Annotated in this window: 17 protein-coding genes; 8 read left to right on the forward strand and 9 right to left on the reverse strand. The window is 74.1% G+C overall.

Going from position 1 to position 20,002, the window contains the following annotated elements; genetic code table 11:
- Positions 1–4: 4 nt before the first annotated feature.
- The 4 genes from J2X36_RS24270 to J2X36_RS24285 form a co-directional block, all read right to left on the reverse strand.
- On the reverse strand, positions 5–1,282 hold the full coding sequence (locus tag J2X36_RS24270; RefSeq protein WP_310354495.1) for an NAD(P)/FAD-dependent oxidoreductase: 1,278 nt from the start codon (positions 1,280–1,282) through the stop codon (positions 5–7).
- Positions 1,283–1,310: 28 nt separating this feature from the next.
- Positions 1,311–3,521, reverse strand: a complete 2,211-nt coding sequence (locus J2X36_RS24275; RefSeq protein ID WP_310354497.1) for an EAL domain-containing protein — start codon at positions 3,519–3,521, stop codon at positions 1,311–1,313.
- Positions 3,522–3,633: 112 nt separating this feature from the next.
- Complete coding sequence (locus tag J2X36_RS24280; RefSeq protein ID WP_132254395.1) at positions 3,634–4,395, reverse strand: Crp/Fnr family transcriptional regulator; 762 nt, start codon at positions 4,393–4,395, stop codon at positions 3,634–3,636.
- Between the two features lie 207 nt (positions 4,396–4,602).
- Positions 4,603–5,454 (reverse strand): Crp/Fnr family transcriptional regulator, encoded by an 852-nt coding sequence (locus tag J2X36_RS24285; protein ID WP_132254396.1) that lies wholly within the window; start codon positions 5,452–5,454, stop codon positions 4,603–4,605.
- Between the two features lie 792 nt (positions 5,455–6,246).
- On the opposite strand from J2X36_RS24285, the gene J2X36_RS24290 reads away from it, so the two are divergent.
- Positions 6,247–8,334, forward strand: a complete 2,088-nt coding sequence (locus J2X36_RS24290; RefSeq protein WP_310354499.1) for a TonB-dependent receptor domain-containing protein — start codon at positions 6,247–6,249, stop codon at positions 8,332–8,334.
- A gap of 34 nt (positions 8,335–8,368) precedes the next feature.
- Here the strand turns inward: J2X36_RS24290 and J2X36_RS24295 are convergent, their stop codons facing one another.
- Together J2X36_RS24295 and J2X36_RS24300 are read right to left on the reverse strand one after the other, a co-directional pair.
- Complete coding sequence (locus tag J2X36_RS24295; protein WP_132254398.1) at positions 8,369–8,542, reverse strand: metallothionein; 174 nt, start codon at positions 8,540–8,542, stop codon at positions 8,369–8,371.
- A 198-nt stretch (positions 8,543–8,740) separates the two neighbouring features.
- Positions 8,741–9,121, reverse strand: a complete 381-nt coding sequence (locus J2X36_RS24300) for a DUF6481 family protein (RefSeq protein ID WP_132254399.1) — start codon at positions 9,119–9,121, stop codon at positions 8,741–8,743.
- A 769-nt stretch (positions 9,122–9,890) separates the two neighbouring features.
- Between J2X36_RS24300 and J2X36_RS24305 the strand changes: the two genes are divergently transcribed.
- Complete coding sequence (locus J2X36_RS24305) at positions 9,891–11,831, forward strand: autotransporter assembly complex family protein (protein WP_310354546.1); 1,941 nt, start codon at positions 9,891–9,893, stop codon at positions 11,829–11,831.
- Between the two features lie 20 nt (positions 11,832–11,851).
- Positions 11,852–16,192 carry a translocation/assembly module TamB domain-containing protein gene (locus J2X36_RS24310; RefSeq protein ID WP_310354501.1) on the forward strand — a complete coding sequence of 1,447 codons (4,341 nt, stop codon included), beginning with the start codon at positions 11,852–11,854 and terminating at the stop codon, positions 16,190–16,192.
- Between the two features lie 117 nt (positions 16,193–16,309).
- On the opposite strand, the gene J2X36_RS24315 is transcribed toward J2X36_RS24310, so the two are convergent.
- Positions 16,310–16,723, reverse strand: a complete 414-nt coding sequence (locus J2X36_RS24315) for an EF-hand domain-containing protein (protein WP_310354503.1) — start codon at positions 16,721–16,723, stop codon at positions 16,310–16,312.
- A gap of 205 nt (positions 16,724–16,928) precedes the next feature.
- Positions 16,929–17,189, reverse strand: a complete 261-nt coding sequence (locus J2X36_RS24320; protein ID WP_132254402.1) for a hypothetical protein — start codon at positions 17,187–17,189, stop codon at positions 16,929–16,931.
- Positions 17,190–17,395: 206 nt separating this feature from the next.
- Between J2X36_RS24320 and J2X36_RS24325 the strand changes: the two genes are divergently transcribed.
- The 5 genes from J2X36_RS24325 (at position 17,396) to J2X36_RS24345 (ending at position 19,626) form a co-directional block, all read left to right on the forward strand.
- A complete protein-coding gene (locus tag J2X36_RS24325; protein ID WP_310354505.1) occupies positions 17,396–17,890 on the forward strand; it encodes a peptide deformylase in 495 nt (164 codons plus the stop codon).
- Between the two features lie 79 nt (positions 17,891–17,969).
- Entirely contained in the window at positions 17,970–18,395 is a 426-nt protein-coding gene (locus J2X36_RS24330) for a hypothetical protein (protein ID WP_310354506.1), read from the forward strand.
- A 103-nt stretch (positions 18,396–18,498) separates the two neighbouring features.
- A complete protein-coding gene (locus tag J2X36_RS24335) occupies positions 18,499–18,783 on the forward strand; it encodes a hypothetical protein (protein ID WP_310354509.1) in 285 nt (94 codons plus the stop codon).
- An 80-nt stretch (positions 18,784–18,863) separates the two neighbouring features.
- Positions 18,864–19,187: a hypothetical protein gene (locus J2X36_RS24340; protein ID WP_132256483.1), complete on the forward strand. Its 324-nt coding sequence runs from the start codon at positions 18,864–18,866 to the stop codon at positions 19,185–19,187.
- Between the two features lie 145 nt (positions 19,188–19,332).
- Positions 19,333–19,626 (forward strand): hypothetical protein, encoded by a 294-nt coding sequence (locus J2X36_RS24345; protein ID WP_245516733.1) that lies wholly within the window; start codon positions 19,333–19,335, stop codon positions 19,624–19,626.
- A 15-nt stretch (positions 19,627–19,641) separates the two neighbouring features.
- On the opposite strand, the gene J2X36_RS24350 is transcribed toward J2X36_RS24345, so the two are convergent.
- The gene (locus J2X36_RS24350) at positions 19,642–19,839 is read right to left on the reverse strand and encodes a hypothetical protein (protein WP_132256481.1); all 198 of its coding nucleotides are present in this window, start codon (positions 19,837–19,839) and stop codon (positions 19,642–19,644) included.
- Positions 19,840–20,002: the final 163 nt, after the last annotated feature.

Here is a 20,002-nt window from a genome sequence, read left to right on the forward strand (position 1 = left end):
CCCCTCACGGGAGAGCCGGCGCGCCGGCCCTCCGGCGGGGGCCGCCCTGGCGCAGCCGGTGCGCGAGGTTGACCCGGACGGCCCGCAGCAGGGCCGGCGGCGCGGCGAACCGGGCCAGCCCGATGTTGCGCGCCGCGTAGGCGAAGAGATCCCGCGCGCAGCTCTCGTCGAGGGCGGCCGCCGAGAACAGCAGCCGCTCGGGCCAGCGCCAGGGGCGCCCGGCGGCGAAGTCGCGGATGTGGAGGGCGTGGCCGGCGAGTTCCGCCCGGTGGCGGCGCGCATAGGCGCCGAGGCCGGCCCGGAGCGCGGCCGCCCCACCCGCCCCGGCAAGGGCAGGGCCCGCCTGCTCGGCGAGCCAGTCGGCGGAGCGGAAGGCGAAGGCGCAGCCCGTTCCCCAGACGGGGTCGACCGAGAGGGCCGCGTCGCCGACGAGGGCGAGGCCGGCCTGCACGGGCGCCCGCGCGAGGTTCGGCCAGTCCACGAAGCCCATCATCGGGCCGGCGCGCACCGCCCGGTCGAGGTCCGGGCCGTCGGGAAGGGCGCGCACGAAGCGCGCGAAGGCGCCCTCCCGGTCGGCCTTGAAGGTCTCGAGCCGCGCCTTGGCGGGGGCGACGGCGACCACGGTGATCCCGTCGTCATTCGGGAAGGTGTAGGCGATGTCGGGTTCGAGGAACCACATGCGCGAGCGCCCGTCCGGCGGCGTGAGCCCGCGATAGGGCGCGAGATAGAAGAAGCGCCCGTTCGGCGACGCCCGGCCCTCGATTCCGGCAAGCTCCGCGACGCGGGAGAAGCGGCCGTCCGCCCCCACCACGAGGCGCGCCGCGAAATCCACCGCGGCGCCGGACGCATCCTGCGCCCTCAGGCCGCCGACGCGGCCGCGCTCGCCCAGGAGCCCCGTCACGGTGTGGCCGGGCCGGAGATCGATCCCGGGTGTGCGGGCCGCGAGCCCGCGCAGCAGCGGGTCGAGGGTCGCGCGCCGCACGTTGTAGCCGTGGGCCGGCCGGCCGGCCTCGGCCGCGGGTTCCCGCACCCAGCCCCAACGGGTCCGCACGTCGATGGCGTTGCGCACGGCCCCCGCCTCCTCCAGGAGCGGGGCGAGGCCGAGGCGCTCGATGACGGGCAGCGCGCTCGACTGGATGTAGTGGGTGCAGAGCTTCTTGTAGGCCCCCGGATCCGGGCTGCGCTCCAGGAGCGCCACGCTCAAGCCCTGCCGGGCGAGGAGGATCGCGGCGCTGCAGCCGGCCACGCTCGCGCCCGCCACCGCGACATCGTAGGTCCGCATGGTCTCGCCCCCTCCGGCCCGCGGCGCCTCAGCCCGCGGCCCGCGCAGGCGCGGGAGCGGGCGGTGCCGTAGCCTGGGCCTCCTCCGCGAGCCCGGCGGCGATCGCCGGCCAGTTGCCGATCAGCCAGGGCACCCGCGAGCCCGCCATGGGCTTGGCGTAGAGGTAGCCTTGCGCGAAGCCGCACCCCATCGCGCGCAGGCGCCGGACCTGGCCCTGGCTCTCGACGCCCTCGGCGGTCACCCGGGTGTCGAGGGCGCGGCCGAGGCCGATCACGGCCGCCACGATGGCGGCGTCGTCCCCGTCCTGCTCCAGGCCCCGCACGAAGCTCTGGTCGATCTTGATGTGGTCGACCGGGAATTGCTTGAGATGGGTGAGCGAGGCGTAGCCCGTCCCGAAATCGTCGAGCGCCAGGGTGACGCCGCTCTCGTGGAAGCGCCGCAGGATGCCGGAGACGAAATCGGAGCCGCGCCCGAGGAACACGGTCTCGGTCACCTCGATCTCCAGGCAGGTCGGCGGCACGTCCTGCGCCTGCAGCGCGGCGAGGGTCGCCTCGGCGAGGTCGGGCCGGTGGAACTCCGCGGAGGACACGTTCACCGCGACCCGGCCGAAATCGAGCCCGCGGGCGCGCCACGCCCGCATGTCGGCGGCGACCCGGGCGACGATGCGGCTGCCGATGGCATGGGCGAGTTCCGGGTCCTCGAAGGCGGAGCCGAAATAGCCCGGCGCCAGCACGCCCTCGACCGGGTGCAGCCAGCGCGCGAGCGCCTCGAAGCCGACGATGCGCCCCGTCGCGAGGCAGACCTTGGGCTGGTAGAAGGGCACGATCTGGCCGCCGAGGAGCGCCTCCTGCATCTGGCCGGAGACCGCGACCCGCTTCTCGGTCAGCGCCCGCATCTCGGGGGCGTAGAGCGTCACCCGGTTCCGGCCGGAGGCCTTCGCCCGGTAGAGGGCGATGTCGGCGTCCTTCATCAGCTCGTCGGGGAGCCGGTGGTGGTCGGGAAAGCACGCCAGCCCCATGCTCGCCTTGGTGGCGAGCGGCCGGCCGCGGTAGGCGAAGGGCTGGCGCAGCCGCTCCAGGAGATTGCCCGCGAACACGGCGGCCGCCTCAAGCCGCGGCGACCCGGCCAGGATCACGGCGAACTCGTCGCCGCCGAGGCGCGCCACCGTGTCGCCCGGCCGCGCCATCTCCGTCAGGCGCACGGCCATCTCGGTCAGCAGCGCGTCGCCCGCGTCGTGGCCGAGGGTGTCGTTCACGTCCTTGAAATCGTCGATGTCGATGAGGATCAGGCCGACCCGCGCGCCCGTCTCCTCGGCCTGCGCGAGCGCGTCGCGGAACCGCTCCTGGAACAGGGCGCGGTTCGGGAGGCCGGTCAGCGGGTCGTGGTTGGCCGCCCGCCAGAGGCGCGCCTCCGAGAGCTTCCGGTCGGTGATGTCGAAGGTGATGCCGACGATTCTGTCGGGCTCGGTCTGCTCGGCGCGCATGCAGAGCCAGAGCTGGCGCCCCTCCGGCGTGCGGTAGCGGAACTCCACCGCGTCGAGGGTGCCGCCATAGGCGCTGAAGCGCTCGACATGGGGGCGGTCCTCCGCATGCACCCGGTCCAGGATCAGGGAGATCGGCCCCGAGCCGATGCCGAGGAGTTCCTGCGCGTTGTCCGAGCGCGTGGCGTGGCCCGTGCGCAGGTCGCGCTCCCAGGCCACCATCCGCCCGGCCCGCAGGGCGAGGCGCAGGCGCTCCTCCCGCTCGCGCAGGTCCTGCTCCGCCCGGTGCAGGCGCAGCTGCGCGACGACGACGGCGGCGAGGTCTTGGAGCTGGCGGGTCTCCTCGGGCCGGAACGTCCGCGGGACGACGTCCATCACGCAGAAGGAGCCGACATGCAGCCCGGGGCCGAGGATCAGCGGCGCGCCGGCGTAGAAGCGCACGCCGTGCTCGGTCACGAGGGGGCTCTCGCGGAAGCGCGGATCCCGGGTCGCGTCCTCGACCACGAAGGCCTCCTGCGAGAGGATGGCGTAGCTGCAGAAGGCGACGTCGCGCGCGGTGCCGTCGATGCCGAGGCCGCAGCGCGCCTTGAACCATTGCCGGTCCTCGGACACGAGGGAGACGAGGGCGACCGGCGCGCCGAACAGGGCGGCCGCGGTGCGGCAGATCGCGTCGAAATGCGCCTCGGGTGCGGTGTCCAGGATCTTGAGGGCGTGCAGGGCCTGCACGCGATCCGCCTCGCCGGGCGCAACTGGAAACATGGCGCTCCCCCACCGGCCCCGTCGGGACCGGTAACCTATGGTGGCGCGACGCTATTGCGGATCGGTAAAGAACTGCCTGCGATCGCGCAGGGGGCGGCCGGGATGCGGGGGCTCAGGCCGGGCCGCGCAGGGGGCCGATCAGCCGCTCGTACTCGGCCTCCGCGAAGCCGTAGCTGGTGCCGGCGACCCGCACGAGCTTGTCGCGGTCGAGGATCGTGATGAGGCCGCGCTTCGTCGCGATCATCCCCCCGCTCTCGAGCTCGTGCACGGCCACCGTCACCCCGGGCCTGTGCACGCCGAGCATGGTCGAGAGGGTCTCGTGGGTGAGGGTGAGCTCGTCCCCGTCGATGCGGTCGTGCACGAGGAGGAGCCAGCGCGCGAGGCGCTCCTCGGTCTTGTGGCGCCGGTTCGAGAGGGCGGTCTGGCTGGTCCACAGGGTGACGACCTGCACATAGCGCATCAGCAGGCGGCGCAGCGTCTCGCTCCGCGCCATCGCCTCGCGCAGGGCCTCCGCGCCGACCCGCAGGGCCTGCCCCCCGATCCGCACCTCGGTCTCGAAGGGCGTGCGCTCGACGCCGAGCACGAAGGCGGGGCTCACCATGCCCTCGCGGCCGGTGATGCCGACCTCCAGCCGGCTGCCCTCGACGGTGGCGAGGCTGACGGAGGCGAGGCCGCTCTCCGGGAAGAAGGCGTCGCCCATCGGGGCGTTGGCGTTGGCCAGGCGCGCCCCGGCCTCGACGGAGACCGTCTCGGCCCGGCCCCGCAGCAGGGCGAGGTCCTCGGGCGGGAGCACCCGCAGCAGGCGGTTGCGGACCGTCGGCGCGGGGGTGTCCCGCGCGGGATCGAAGGGGATCTGGGGCAAGACCGCGTCCATCGCGTGAGCTGCCCTCCTCGCGGCGGCGGCGCCGGACGAGGCCCGCGTGCGGAACCCCGGGTCGGGCCCCTCCCGCCGGGCACCCTACTTAGCCGGGCGGCCCGCCGCCGCGGCATTCAAGAAAGTTAAGTCGCGCCGGTACGGACGCCTTCGTACCGCTGCCGCGGGGCTCGGACGAGGCCGCCGCGCCTCGACCGGGCGGGGGGATCAGAGATCCGGGTAGGACCGCGCCGCGGTCTCGATCCGGCGCGCGACCTGGGACAGGTGCAGGTACTGGCCGTCGAACATCGCCGCGCTCTGGAGGGCCGGGAAATCGAGGATGGTGAGCTCGCGCCCGCGCAGGCAGATCAGCCCGTCGCTGCGCAGCTGCTGCACCGTGCGGTTGATGTGGACCGCCGAGAGGCCGAGGGCGTCGGCGAGTTCCCCCTGGGTCAGCGGCAGCTCGCAGCGCAGCCCCTGGGTCAGGCCGACCGCGGAGAGGCGGTGGAACAGCTCGCAGAACAGGTGGGCGATGCGCTCGTAGCCCGTGCGCTGGCCGATGTTGACGATCCATTCCCGGTGGACCCCCTCCTCCACGAGGGCGTTCCAGGCGAGAGCCCGGGCAATCCGCGGGTAGGATTCGACGATCGGCACGAAGGCCTGGCGCGGGATCACGGCCACGGTGGCCGCCGTCAGCGTCACCACCGACTCGTCCCCGAGGTCGAGGTCGGGCAGGCAGCGCCCGCACAGGTCGCCCGGGATGAACAGGGTCAGGATCTGGCGCCGCCCGTCCGGCAGGATCTTGTAGCGGCAGGCGCTGCCCTCCAGCATCAGGTTCACCGAGCGGGAATGCCCGTTCTCCAGGCTCAGGTGCTCCCGCGGGCCGTACTGGCGGTTCTGGCGCACGAGGTCGTCCAGAACCTCGCGCTCTTGGTCCGAGAGATCCACGAAATTCCCGAGCTTGCGCGCGAGAAGGCCGCCGGGCGTCTCGGGAGGGCCGTCGGGGCCGGCGCGTCGGGCGCCGAGCGCCGACGTTCCGGGACGAGGGGGCGAAACCGCGTAGCGCGGCAGCGTGTCCATCAGCGACTCCCTGGCCGCCCCTCCGCGACCGAGCGCGTGCTGTCCGCGTCGAGGAGCGATCCTGCGGCGCGTGGCCCCCGGCAGCGCGCCTGTGTTCATGTTCCCGAACCGAACCTCCCGCCGAGGCTCCCCTCCCCGATGCTGCCCTCGGGAGTTCCTCCCCGAGGTGCCGGCAGCGTGGCCGCCGAGGGCGCTCCGACGCCGGGATGCGGCTCGCACCCCAAGCGAAACGATCGGATGTTAGCAATAAACCTGCGTTTTTCAAACCGAACCGAGGACGGATGAGCAATTTTGTTTCGAAGTCTCGAGCCTCGATGCAGGACCCGGCGCGCAAACGTTGCAGTTCGTCGGAATCTCCGTCGACAGAACGTACGAATGCGGACTGATTTTTACGAAACGGACGGCTCCGGAATAAGTGAGATGTGCCTGACCGGGCCGATCGGAACCAAGCCGCAATCTTGACCGACCTGAACGCGTGCCGCCCGGACGCGGCGCGGCCGGATGGGCTGCCGGGGCGGAGTGATGCGTCCGGGCCACGCATCGAGCCGCCGTAACCCGGCAGGCCGGAAGCCCCTTGCGCTTCCCGTCCCCACACGTGATGAAACAATATAACGTTGTGGAGGCGTGATGCGGACCCGGCCGGACCGACACCTGTGGGAATCCCGGCGGGCGAGAGCGGCGCGCGCGTCCCTGCGCCTTGCAGGCCGGTCCGTTGCGTGCCGGTCTCTCGCATGCCCGTCCCTTGCGGGCCTGCCGCTGGCGTCCCTAGCCCTGGCCGCCCTGTCGCTCCCGGTGGCTCCGGCCGCCGCGCAGCAGGCCGCGGCCACCCTGCCCGAACTGACCGTCACATCGGTGAGCCCCGTCCAGGGCCGAGCGGCCCCCGCGGAGGCCCCCGCGGCTGCCCCCGCCCCGCCCTCCGGCCTGCTGCCCGTCGTCACGGACACCTTCTCGCCCGTGACCGTGGTGACGCGCGACCAGATCCTGCGCGACCAGCCGCGCACGCTGGGCGACGCGCTGGCCGAGCGGCCCGGCATCTCGGCCTCGACCTACGCGCCGGGGGCCGCGAGCCGGCCGATCGTGCGCGGCCTCGACAATGCCCGGGTGCGCATCCAGGAGAACGGCGTCGGCATCCAGGACGTCTCCGAACTCGGCGAGGACCACGGGGTGCCGATCAATCCGCTGGTCGCCAACCGCATCGAGGTGATCCGCGGCCCCGCGACGCTGCGCTACGGCAGCCAGGCGATCGGCGGCGTGGTCAGCGCCGAGAACAACCGCGTGCCGAGCTTCATCCCGGCAGGCGGCTATGCGGGGCAGGTCACGACGGGCTACTCCTCCGTCGACAACGGGCGGCTCGCCGCCGCCACCGTCGATGCCGGGGCCGACGGCGTCGCCTTCCACGCCGACGGGTTCCGCACGGCGGCCGACAGCTACCGGACGCCCGCGGGCATCCAGGCGAACTCCGCCAACGAATCGCAAGGGGGCGCGGTCGGCCTCTCGCGGGTGTTCGAGCGCGGCTTCGTCGGGGTCTCGTTCAGCCATTACGACGCGCTCTACCAGATCCCCGGCGGCGAGGCCGCGGAGAGCCGCACCCGCCTCGATCCGCGCCAGGACCGGCTGCTCGCCCGCGGCGAGTACCGGCCGGCCGAGGGCCCGTTCGAGGTGATCCGGTTCTGGGCGGGCGGGTCGGTCTACCGGCACGACGAGAGCGGCCTCTCCGGGGACGGGATCGACGCGGTGCGGGCGACCTTCAAGAACCGCGAGGCGGAGGGGCGCCTCGAATTGCAGCACGTGCCGGTGGTCACGGGCCTCGGCCCGCTGACCGGCGCCCTCGGCTTCCAGACGGGGCGGCGCGAGATCGGCACGGCGGGCGAGGCCGGCACCTTGCTGGCACCGACGGATTCGCGCAGCAACGCGGTCTACCTGTTCGAGGAGCTGGCGCTCGGCAACGGCCTGCGCCTGCAGGCGGCGGGCCGGGCGGAGGCGGCGCGCGCCGCCGGCACCGCCACCCTGTTCCCGGCCGATTTCCTGCCCGTGCCCGGCGAGGACCCGGTCTCGGAGGCGCTGCGCCGCCGCTTCGCCCCCAAGAGCGCCTCCTTCGGCGCCCTGCAGGAACTGCCCTTCGGCTTCGTGGCGAGTCTCAACGGGTCGTATGTCGAGCGGGCGCCGACCGCCTTCGAGCTCTACTCGCGGGGTGCCCACGACGCGACCGAGACCTTCGAGATCGGCGATCCGAACCTGAAGCTCGAGCGCGCCCGCACGATCGAGGCGAGCATCCGGCGGGGGATCGGCCCCCTGCGCCTCGACGCGACGGGCTACGTCACCCGCTACACGGGCTTCATCTACAAGCGCGCCACCGGCATCCGCTGCGGGGACGATTTCGCCTCCTGCGGCAGCGACGACGCGTTGCAGCAGGTCGTCTACTCCCAGCGCAACGCCACCTTCACGGGCGCCGAGATCGGCGCGCAGCTCGATCTCCTGCCCGTCGGCGACGGCTTCGCCGGCATCGAGGCGCAGTACGACTTCGTCCGGGCCCAGTTCGACGACGGCACCTTCGTGCCGCGCATCCCGCCCCACCGGGTCGGCGGCGGCCTGTTCCTGCGGGCGGACGGGTGGCTCGCCCGCCTCAACCTGCTCCACGCCTTCGCGCATACGGAGGTGGCGCCGCTGGAGACGGTGACGCCCGGCTGGAACGACTTGAGGGCCGAGATCAGCCGCACCGCCCCGCTCGATCCGGCTGTGTTCGGCGCGAGCGAGATCACCGTCGGCCTGCAGGGCCGCAACCTCCTCGACGACCGCATCCGCAACTCGGCCTCGTTCAAGAAGGACGAGATCCTCCTGCCCGGGCGCAGCGTCCGCCTGTTCCTGACGGCCCGGTTCTGAAATCCGGCGCCGAGCCCTCAGGCCCGCCTGCGCCTCACCCGTGGCAGGCGCAGCCGGCGTGGCCGCAGCCCTGGTGGTCGGCATGGCCCTCCGCGCACGCGTCGCAGCAGAAGGCCCTGCCGTCGCGGGTGATCGCCTGACCCACCGCGATCACGCAGACGCAATCGGGGCAGGCGCACTTCACCATCTCGACATCGACGCTCGTCATGGCCCGATTCCTCCGGCGGCCGATCGCGACCGCGGTCGCAGTCTCGGCCCCCTTCCGCGCATGCGTCAACGCGGGCACGCGGAAAAGGGCGCGTCCCGTCGAGGAACAGGCCCGTGCCGGCTCACGGCCGGCACGGGACATCGATGCGTTCGGGGTGGGTCTGTTCGGCCGGTGCCGCGGCGGCACGGGCCCCGCGCCTCAGCGGCGCGTCTTCACCTTGGCCTTGCGGGCGGCGTAGCGAGCATCGCGCAGGGCCTTCTGGGCCGCGAGATCAGCCGCCTTGCGCGCCTGCGTCGCGGCGGCCTCGGCCTCCTCGCGGGCGATCTGGGCGGCGAGTTCCGCCTCCTCGCGGGCCCGCTTCTCCTCGGCCGCCTTCTTCTCGGCGGCGATGCGAGCCGCCTCGCGCTCCCGGATGCGCTCCTCGCGGGCGCGGGCGACCTCGGCGCGCGCCTGCGCCTTGGCGATCATCTCCGGGTCATCGGCCGGGGGGCGGGCCTTGAACTTGGCCAATAGAGCCGCCTTGGCATTCTGCGAGTTCTGGCGGCGATCGTCGAAATTCCTGTAGTCGAATGCGCTCATCTGACCTTTCTCGTGCGGTGTCTCGTTCTGGTATCGGCGGTATCCGCCGCCGGCGCGGTCGGCACGATCGGTGCCGCCGGCTTCAGGTCCCGAGCAGACCTGTCGAGACGCGACAGCCAATGCCTCAGCATCCGGTTGGACGCAACCGAAGTTCCCCGCATGGCAGGTCTCTCCGGATGTCAGAGCCGCCTCCCTCGCGAAAAGTTCGGCGACGGTCTCCTAAATGCCGCACCCGGGCGATGGGTTGCCGACGGCCATCGTCCGCGTGGACGATGACGGGCCGGCTGCTGGCAGGGATCGGGACCGGCCGCGGCGCCCGGGGGGGCGGGCCGGCACGGTCCCGGAGATAGGAAGAGGGGCCCATCGCGGCAAGACCGCCCGCGGCCCTCCTGTGCCGCGGCGCACGCGGACCCGGGCGCCGAGGCTCGGCCTCGCCGCCGGGTCCGCGGAGGAGCCTCACGCACCCGTGATGCCATGCGTCCCGGGCCCACAGGTTGCGCCACCGGGAGCCGGCCGCTAGGCTCGTGCCCATCGAGCGCGGCAGCGCGGGCACGGCTCCTCCAGGGGCCGGATACGGGAACCACCCGGCTGCCCCGCCCTCCGCGCACAGGCGTCAGAGCGGGGGCTTTGAGATGACGCGGACCGGCGCCTTCACGAATCTCCGGCAGGCTTCTCCGGCCTTCGCACCTCGCGAACGGGCCTGAGGGAGACGCGTCGGCGCGTGGTTCCTGTGACCCCGAAGCGGGGCCGTTCGTCCGCATCGTCGAGCCTGCACGGGTTCTGGCTCGCCGCCGGGCTCCTTCTCGCCGCCGCCCCGCCCGCCGCGGCCTTCGACCCGTTCGGCCTGTTCGGCTCCGAGGAGGAGCCCCTCGCCCCGAGCGCGACCGCCCTGCCCTACGGCCTGCGCATCGCCGGCACGGACGACGACGATCTCCTCAAGGCCCTGCAGGACACCTCCGCCCTGCACCGCCTGCGCCGGGAGCCGCCCCCGGACGGCGAGGGCCTCGTGCGCCGGGCGGAAGCCGATCTGCGCCGCCTGCCCGAGGCCTTGTCCGGCTACGGCTACTACGCGGGCCGGGTCGCGATCCGCGTCGACGGCGTGGCGATCGGCTCCGAATCCGCCGTCGCCGCCGCTGCCCGGGCCGCCGAGGCCGGGCGCGGCCGGTCGCTGGTGCCGGTCAAGGTCGCGGTCGACACGGGCCCCCTCTACACGCTGCGCTCGGTCACCGTGCGGGACCCGCGCGGGGCGCCCTTCCCCGAGGCGCTGCTGCCGGAGCGTTTCACCCGCGTCGACGCGGAGGTGCCGGCCCGCTCCGCCACCGTTCTCGCCCGCGAGGCCCGCCTCGTCGACCGCTTCCGCTCCCTTGGCCACCCCTTCGCCAAGGTGATCTCCCGCGATCCGGTGGTAGACGACGCGGCCCACGTCATGGACGTGACCTTCACGCTCGATCCCGGCCCGCTCGCCCGCCTCGGCGAGGTGGCGGTCGGCGGGACGGAGGAGATCGACCCGGCGGTGGTGCGCTCCTTCGTCTACGCGGAGCCGGGCGACCCGTATTCCCCGAAGGCGCTCGCCGACATGCGCCGCTCGGTCGCCAAGGTCGAGGGCCTCGGGTCCGTGCGGGTGCGCGAGGGCGAGCGCCTCGACGCGCAGGGCAACCTGCCCGTCTTCGTCGAGGTGACGGAGCGCGAGCGCAACCTGATCGGCGTGTCCGCCCGCTACTCCACCGTCGACGGCCCGGGCCTGCGCGCCTATTACGCCAACCGCAACCTGTTCGGCGGGGGCGAGACGCTGCGGATCGACGCCGACATCAACTATCTCGGCAACGACCTCTACGCCCGCCAGCGCAAGCTCGCCGGGATCGACTCGAACGGTCTCGGCGGCCGCCTCTCGGCCACTCTCGTGAAGCCCGCCCTCTGGGGCACCCGCACCGACCTCGTCGCCAACCTGTTCGGGGGACGGGAGGCGCAGCAGAGCTACGTCGTCGACGCGGCCGGCGGCACGCTGGGCCTGCGCTACCGCTTCTCCGACACGGCCTTCGCGCAGGTCGGTCTCGACGGGCAGGTCGGCCGCTCGCAGGACGCGCTCGGCACGATCGACTATCGCCTCGTCGGACTGCCCGTCTCCGTCTCCTACGACTCGACCGACAATCTGCTCGACCCGACCGAGGGGTTCCGGGTCACGGCCTCGGCCACCCCCTACCCGAGCTTCCTCGGCTCGGATCCGGGCATCTTCGTCGCGAAGGCGCAGGGCTCGGCCTATCTCGCCCTCGACGACGAGGCGAACACGGTGCTCGCGGCCCGCCTCGGCTTCGGCTCGATCTCGGGCGCGCGGCTCGACGAGATCCCGGCCAATATCCGCTTCTTCGCGGGCGGCGGCGGCTCGGTGCGCGGCTACGCCTACCGGACGCTCGGCCCCCGCGGCCCCTTCGGCCTGCCGGTGGGCGGGCGCAGCCTCCTGGAGGCGTCGCTGGAGGCCCGCATCAAGGTCACCGACACGATCGGCATCGTGCCCTTCCTCGATGCGGGCACGGCCTATGCCGGCAGCTTGCCCGATTTCGACGAGCGCATCCGCACCGCGGCCGGCATCGGCCTGCGCTACTACACGGGCATCGGCCCCATCCGCGTCGACCTCGCCTTCCCCCTCGACCGCATCAAGGGCGACCGCAACCCGCCGGCCGCCCTGTACATCAGCCTGGGGCAGGCGTTCTGATGCGGACAATGCTCCGCCGCATGAGAGCCGCGACCGGCCCCCTCTCTCGTTCGGGAGAGGCGGCCCGCGTTCTGGCCCTCGCCCTCTGCCTCCTCGTCATCGCCGCGGCCGGGCTCGGGCGGGCCGCGGAGGAAGGCGAGAAGACGGTGCTCGGCGGGCTTCTGTCGCGGGCGCTCTCGACCCCCTCCTCCCGCGTCGCGATCGGCGGCGTCGACGGGGCGCTCTCCTCCGACGCCGTCATCCGCGACGTCGCGATCAGCGACCGCGACGGGGTCTGGCTGCGGCTCGACCGGGCCCGCATCGTCTGGCGGCGCGTCGCCCTCCTGTCGGGGAGGCTCGAGGTCGACAGCCTCGAGGTCGGGCGCCTGGAGGTGCTGCGCCGGCCGCTCCCCGCCCCCGCCTCGGCAACGCCGGAGCCCGACGGCTCGCTGCTGCCCGACCTGCCCGTCAAGGTCGAGATCAAGGGCTTCAAGCTGACGGAGCTCGTCCTCGGCGAGCCCATCGCCGGCCAGTCCGCCCGGCTCTCGGCCGCCGGCAAGGCGAAGCTCGGCGCCCCGGCGGAGGGGCTCGACCTCGATCTCGCCATCCGCCGCCTCGACGCGCCGGGCGCCTTCGCCGCCCGGCTCCTGTTCGTGCCGAAGGGCGAGCGGCTCGACGTCACGGCCTCGCTCACCGAGGCCGCCGGCGGCCTGCTCTCGAAGGGACTCGGCGTGCCGGGCGAGGCGCCGATCCGGCTCGACCTCGACGGGCGCGGCAGCCTCGACGCCTGGAACGCGCGGCTCGACCTCGACGCCGGCGAGAGCGTCGGCGCGAAGGGCACGGCCCGCATCGCCCGCACCGGCGCCGAGCGCCGCCTCAGCCTCGACCTCGCCTCGCGCATCGAGGGCCTGCTCCCCGGCCCCGCCGCCGCGGTGTTCGCGGGCACGACGAGGCTCGAGGGTGGGCTGCGGCTCGCCGATGGCGGAGCGCTGAGCCTCGACCGCCTGGAACTGACCTCCCGCACCGCCCGCCTCGACGCACGCGGTACCCTGAGCGCCGCCCGCGAGGCCGATCTCACCCTCTCCGCCCGCGCCGTGCCGAATGAGGGCGGCCTCACCCGGGCGGGCGCGGCGGAACTCGAATCCCTCGTCTTCGATGCGAGCCTGAGAGGCCCCCTCGCCCGCCCCCGCATCGAGGGATCGCTGAAGGCGGCCGGCCTGCGCACCCGGGACAGCGCGCTGGCCCGCGTCGAGGCGAGCCTGCGCGCCGTCCCCGAGGGCGCCGACCTCAGGACCGCCCGCTTCGCTCTGGCGGCCGATGCCCGTGTCGAGGGGCTCGAGCCCGCCGAGCCGGCCCTGCGGCGGGCGATCGGCGGCGCGGCCTCCTTGAGCCTGCGCGGCCACCTCGAACCCGACGCCACGGTGAGCGTCGAGACGCTGCGCCTCGACGGGCCGGCCCTGCGGGCCACCTATGCGGGCCGGATCGGCCAGAACACGCTCACCGGCCGGGCCGAGGCGCGCTTCCCCGACATCTCCGCCTTCTCCGGGCTCGCGGGCCGGCCCCTCACGGGGAGCCTCGTGGCCGATGCCACCCTGAGTGGCGATCCGGCCCGGCGCCGGATCGGTGCCGATCTCTCGCTGGCCGCCGAGAACCTGATCCTCGGCGAGCCCGCCCTCGACCGTCTGTTCGGGCCCCGTCCCCGCCTCGCGGGGCGCGTCGACCAAGTCTACGACGGCTACGCCTTCACGGGCCTGCGTCTCGACGGGGCGGCCCTCGCCGCCCGGCTCGACGGGCGCGCCACCGCCCGCATCGCCGATGCCCGCCTCGGGCTCGACCTCCCCGACCTCGCGGCCCTCGACCCCAGGCTCGCGGGCGCCGCCCGGCTCGACGGGCAGCTGACCGGCAGCCTGGAGACGCCGAACCTCGCGGCGAGCCTCGCCGCGCCCGAGGCGTCGGCGCAGGGGCGCCCGCTGCGCAACCTGCGCGCGGAAGCGGTGCTCGCGGACCTGACGGGGGCGCTCGACGGGACTGTCCGCCTCTCGGGCGAGGTCGCCGGCAAGGCGCTCACCGGCGAGGCCCGGTTCGGCCGGCCCGCCCCGCAGGCATGGTCGCTCGCGCACCTCGCCTTCCGGCTCGGCTCCGTCGCGGTCGAGGGACGGGCCGCCCTCGACGCCGCGACCTGGCTCGCGGAGGGCGCGCTCACCGCGCGGGCGGGCAATCTCGACGATCTCTCGGCCCTCGCCCTCACCCCGCTCGCCGGCAGCCTCGAGGCGAGCCTGACGCTCGCCCGGGACGGCGGGCGCCAGGACGCGGCCCTGCGCGCCACCGCCGCCTCGCTGAAGGCCGGCGCCCTCGGCCTCGCCCGCCTCGACACGGACCTGAAGGGCCGCGACCTCCTCGGCCGTCCCGTCCTCGACGGCCGGCTCGAGGCGGACCGGCTCGTGGCGGGCGCGGAGACCCTGGACACCCTGCGCCTCGCCGCCACGGGCGGCCCGGCGGCGAGCGACCTGACCCTGAGGGCCAAGGCCCGCGGCTTCGACCTCGACGGCGCCGCCCGGCTCGTCGCCGCCGAGCACCCGCGCCTCGACCTCGCCCGTCTCGTGGCCGCGCGCGGCACCGACCGGCTGGCTCTGGCGGGTCCCGCCTCCCTCATCGTCGAGCCCGACGCGGTCCGCATCGAGAATCTCGCGGTCGCGGCGGGCAGCGGGCGCCTCGACCTCTCGGGGCGCGTCGGCCGGGACCTCGACCTCCGGCTGGCCCTGCGGGCCCTGCCCCTCTCCCTCGCCCGGATCGCGAGCCCGAGCCTCGCGCTCGCCGGCACCCTCGACGGCGAGGCGGAACTGCACGGTCCCGCCGCCCGTCCGCAGGGGCGCTACAGCCTCAGCCTCGCCCGCCTCGTCACGCCGGAGACCCGCAAGGCGGGCCTGCCGCCGATCGAGGCGCGGGCGAGCGGCACCCTGGCCGAGGGCCGCGCCGGGCTCGATGCCCGGGTCTCGGCCGGGCGCGGCGTCGAGGCCGCGATCACCGGCTCCCTGCCGACCGAGCCGGGCGGCGCCCTCGACCTGTCCCTGCGGGGCACGCTGGAGGCGGCGCTCGCCAACTCGCTCCTCAGCGCGGGCGGCCAGCGGGTCGGGGGGCGGGTCGCCCTCGACGCCCGCGTGGGCGGCACCCTCGCCGGCCCCCGGGTCGAGGGTTCGGCGACGCTCTCGGGGGGCAGCTTCAACGATCCGCTCCAGGGGATCCGCCTCACCGGGATCGAGGGCCGCGCCACCGGCCGCGGCGACACGATCGTGCTCGAGCGCCTCACCGCCGCGACCCGCAACGGGGGCACGCTCCGGGGCGAGGGCCGCGTCTCGGTGGCGCCCGAGGCGGGCTTTCCCGGCTCGCTCCGCCTCTCCGCCAGCCGGGCGGAGCTGGTGTCGAGCCCGCTCATGCAGGCGGTGGCGAGCCTCGACCTCGCAATCGCCGGGCCGCTCGCGCGCACCCCGCGGGTCTCGGGCCGGGTCGACGTGGTCTCGATCGACGTCGCGGTGCCGGATCGTCTGCCCGCCACCGTGCAGCCGCTCCCCGGCATCCGCCGGGTCAACACGCCCCCCGAGATGCGGGCTCGGCTCGGCTCGAAGGCGGAGGCTGCCAAGCCGTCTGCCCGCCGCAAGGGCCGCCCGGCCGCGCCCTTCGACGCCACTCTCGACGTGGCGGTCAGCGCCCCCAACCGGATCTTCGTGCGCGGGCGCGGCATCGACGCGGAGCTCGGCGGGGACTTGCGGCTCACGGGCTCCTCGCGCGATCCGAAGGCTGTCGGCGCCTTCGAGATGCGCCGCGGGCGCCTCAGCATCGTCGGCCAGCGCCTCGACTTCACCCGCGGACGCCTCACCTTCGGGGGCGAGCTGACCGCGCCCGACCTCGATTTCGTGGCCGAGACCAAGGCCGCCGAGGTCACCGCCCGCGTCGTCGTGACGGGGGCGGCAGACAAGCCCGCCTTCGCCCTTTCCTCGGATCCGAGCCTGCCGCAGGACGAGGTGCTCTCGCGCCTCCTCTTCAAGAAGGCCGCGGCCAAGCTCTCGCCGTTCCAGGCCCTGCAGCTCGCTCAAGGGGTGGCGCAGCTCTCCGGCGGCGCGGGCGGCGTCGACGTGTTCGAGCAGGCCCGCAAGGGGCTCGGCCTCGACAGCCTCGACGTCTCGACGGGCGCGAGCGGCGGACCCGCCCTCGGCGCCTCCCGCTACATCGGCGACCGCCTCAGCGTCGGCGTGCGCGCCGGTGCCAAGCCCGCCGACACCGCCGCCACCATCGACTACGACGTGACCCGCCGCGTGAAGATCCAGGGCGAGGCGGGCAGCGACGGCCGCACGGCGGTCGGCGTCGGGGCAGAGTGGGAATACTGATCCCGCCCGGAGCGACGCCCCGGAGCACGCCCTCCCGGCGGACCCCGCGAAACGCGAGAAGGCCGCCCCCGTCCCACGGGAGCGGCCCTCGCCGAGAACCGGATTTTCCGGTCGGACTTACTTGATCAGCGCCAGCAGCGCCTTGCCGGCCGGGCTCTGCAGCTCCTTGGCATCGAGGGTGCCGTCATTGTCCGGATCGGCGGCCTTGAAGCGCGCGGCCACGGCCGCGAGATATTCCTTCTTGTCGACCGTGCCGTCGCTGTCCGGGTCGGCCTGCTTCAGGCCGGCCTTGGAGAGGCGGCCCTTGAGCTCCTTGGCGTCGAGGGTGCCGTCGGCATCCTTCTCGAGGCGATCGAAAGTCGCGGAGGCGACCGCCTCGACTTCCTTCATGTCGATCGTGGCATCGTTGTCGGTGTCGATCATCTTGATCGCGCTGGCGCCGCTCACCGGCTTGGCGTAGGCCGCCGGGGCGGAGAGGACGCCGATCGCCAGGGCGAGGGCCGCGAAGCTGCTGGAAACACGAAGGCTCATTGCCACTTTCTCCCGATAATTCTGCGAAAGTTTCCCTAGCGGTCCGGGTGGATCTGCACAAGAGGGCGGCGGTGCCGAAGAACACGCGGGGCGTGGGAATCCTCACGCGCGATGCATCGAACACACGATCGTGATGATGCAACGCAAGAAGGGGGCCGGCAAACCGACCCCCTCCCCGATCGACCGGGTTCGGCGGCCCAGCGAATCAGTAGCCGTAGCCGCGCCGCTCGTAGCGGCGCGGGCGATCGTCGTCGAACCGCTCGGTGCGGTAGTAGCGGCGGTCGTAATCGCGGTCGCGGCGGGCCTCCTCGCGGCGGAAATCGCGCTCGCGCTGGCCGCGGGAGCGCAGGTCGATGCTCGGGCCGCCGGGGCCGATATCGATGCGTTGGGCGGAGGCGGGGACCGTGGTGGCGACGGACGCGGCGATGGATGCGGCGGCGAGGGCGCCGGCCAGAAGGATCTTCATGGAGTTCTCCTCGAAACGTTGGCGGACCAACCCGCGGCCGCCGGCATCGTTCCGAAGATCGGCCGGGAGACGCCAGGATCTCGCATCGCGCCCGCAAGCATTCGTCCCTCGACCGGCAGTTCAGATGCTGCCATCGGTGGCTGCGCGCCGATCTTCCACAATCCAGGGCTGAATGAGCCCCTCGCGATGATCAGGAGACAACATCCTTGGCCGTACAACCGCTGATCTTCTACCCGGACCTGCGCCTGCGCCTGCGGGCGGAGCCGGTCCGTGTCTTCGACGAGGCTTTGCGCGACCTGGCCCGGGATGTGCGCGACACCCTCGACGCGGCCCAGGCCGTGGGGCTCACGGCCCCGCATATCGGCCGCCTGCAGCGCCTCGTGGTGCTGCGCCTCGAGCCGGGCGCCGAGGCGGAGACCTTCGTGAACCCGGAGATCCTGGACGTGTCGCCGGATCTCGCGAGCGCGACCGAGGGCAGCGTGCTGATGCCGGGCGTCGCCGAGACGGTGCAGCGCGCCGCGCGCCTGCGCCTGCGATTCCAGGATCTCGACGGCGCTTGGCACGAGGAGGCGGCGAAGGGGTTCCGCGCCGCCTGCCACCAGCACGAGATCGACCAGCTCGACGGCATCTTCTGGATCGAGCGCCTGTCCCGGCTGCGGCGGGAGCGGGTGCTGAAGCGCTACCGCAAGCGCGGCGGCTGAGGCCGCGCCGCATGGCGGCGGGCGGGGGCGCCTGATAGGCTCGCGGGCTCCCCGTCCCGAGGCGCTCCGAGGCTGCGGCATGCGCGTACCCGTCCTGCTCCTCCTCGCTCTCGCGGCGGCGCCCGCTGCGGCGCAGGGAACCGGGCAATCCGCGAGCCCCGCCGCGCGGAAGGCGGCCCCCGCCCCGCCCTCGCACGCGGCCGCCCCGTTCGTCGGGTGCCCGTCGCTCGCGAATCTGCGGCTTCTCCTGCGCTCGAACCGCGGCGAACTCCCCGCCGTCGCCGCGATCCTGGCGGACGAGCGCGCGGATCATCTCGGCTGCGCCCTGGTCGGCCGCGACCGCGTCCAGGCCCTCGCCGACCACGTGGAGCTCGGCGGCACGGCCTACGATTGCCTGAGCCTTCAGGGCACCGGCATCTGCCACTGGACCCTCGCGGGGCTCGTCACCCCGGCGGCCGGCGCCGCGCCCCGCGCGAAGCCCGCTGCCGAGCGGCCGCGGCGCTGAGCCCGCGGCCTCCTTTCAGCCGGCATTCAGCGGGCCGCCCCGATCGTCTCCGAGCGACGTCCGGGCCCCACGGCGCGGACGCCCGGTTCGACTGGAGACAAGCATGCGCAAGCGCTTCTTCCTCGCATCGGCCCTCGCCGCCGGTGCGATCCTCGCGGGCCCTCGGGCCGCCTCGGCCGCGCCCGTCGCCCCGGATCCCGGTCTCGCCGTCGCGGCGGCCGGCGCGATCCCCGCCCAGTTCGGCTATTATTACGGGCCGCCGCGGCCCTACTGGCGCCGCCGGTTCTACGGACCCTACGGCTATTACCGGCCCCGGCCCTTCTACCGACCCTACGGCTATGACCGCCCGCGGCCCTTCTATCGTCCCTACGGGTTCTATCCCTACTGAGCCGGCGCCCAGGCCGGGCTCGCCATGGGCCGCCCGAGCCCTAGCTCGTGCGGCAGGCGGGATATCGGAGGGGTGCTCCCATGCGGGCCGGTCGGAGGAGGTGCGCGGCGGCGCTCGGTCTGTGGCTCGGCGTCCTCGGGCCGGGAGCCGCCCCGGCCCAGCCGGCGCCGGCGGACGAGGCCATCGCCTGCGACTCCCTCGTCGCCCTGCGTCTCCTGACGGCGGGCGCCGGGGGCGACCATGCGGCAGCGGCAGCGGCCGCGCGCCTCGCCAGCCAGCCCGCCTGCCGGCGCGTGCCGCGGGACGCGATCGGCGCGGTCGAGCGCCGGGCCATGATCGGCGGCGCCCCCTTCGAGTGCCTCGCGGTGCGCGGCTCCGCGGCCTGCCTCTGGCTCCTGCCCTGAGCGCCCGGCGCGTCCCGTCGGCCGGATTTCTCGCCTGCCCGGTGAACCGGCCGGCCTCCCCGCGCGACAGAGCTTCATCGTCGGCGCGAATCCACCCCGGCACCGCCCTATCTAACGCCCCGCAACCCGCAGAGGATCGACATCCATGCTCGACACGCCCCAGACCCGCCGGCCCCTTCCCCTCATCCTGCCGCACGTCGTGCTCAGTCTCGGCCTGATCCTGGGGGTGGCCGGCTTCGGGGATGCGGCGCGGGCGGAGCCGCCGATCCGCAGCCCGCAGGACGCGGCCTGCCGCAACGAGGCCCGGGCCCGCGTCTTCTCGACGCCCGATCCGTCCGGCCTCGGCCCCCACGCGATCGGGCGGCAGATCTACAATGCCTGCATGCAGCGGGCGGCCGGGGGCGGCTCGCGCAAGGCGAGGCGGAGCCGGCGGCGCTGACGCCGTCGGCGCCGGTCAGGCGCTCAGCGGCCTGCCGATGCGGGCACGCAGCTGCAGGCGCAGGTTCTCGTTCGCGCTCTCGTCCGCGTCGAGGGCCGACATCAGCCTCAGCAACTGGCTGATCGGCACGGCTTGGTTGCGGACCGCCTCGGCGATCTGCTCCTGCAGCGACGTGGGTGCCGTCTCGGATATCGACTGGGCCGGCTGAGACATGTTCCGCGCTCGTCCTCGAAGGATCCTGGCTTTCGCGGCGGCTCGCTAAACCCTTTGCGCGCCCCGCGCCAGCCATCTCGGGAGCAATTGGTAGCCGGCACGTTACCGATGTCGCATCACCGCAACAGCATCCCCACCAACCCACAGGCCGCCCCGGGGGCAG

This window comes from Methylobacterium sp. BE186 (assembly GCF_031457035.1).
GTDB lineage: Bacteria > Pseudomonadota > Alphaproteobacteria > Rhizobiales > Beijerinckiaceae > Methylobacterium > Methylobacterium segetis.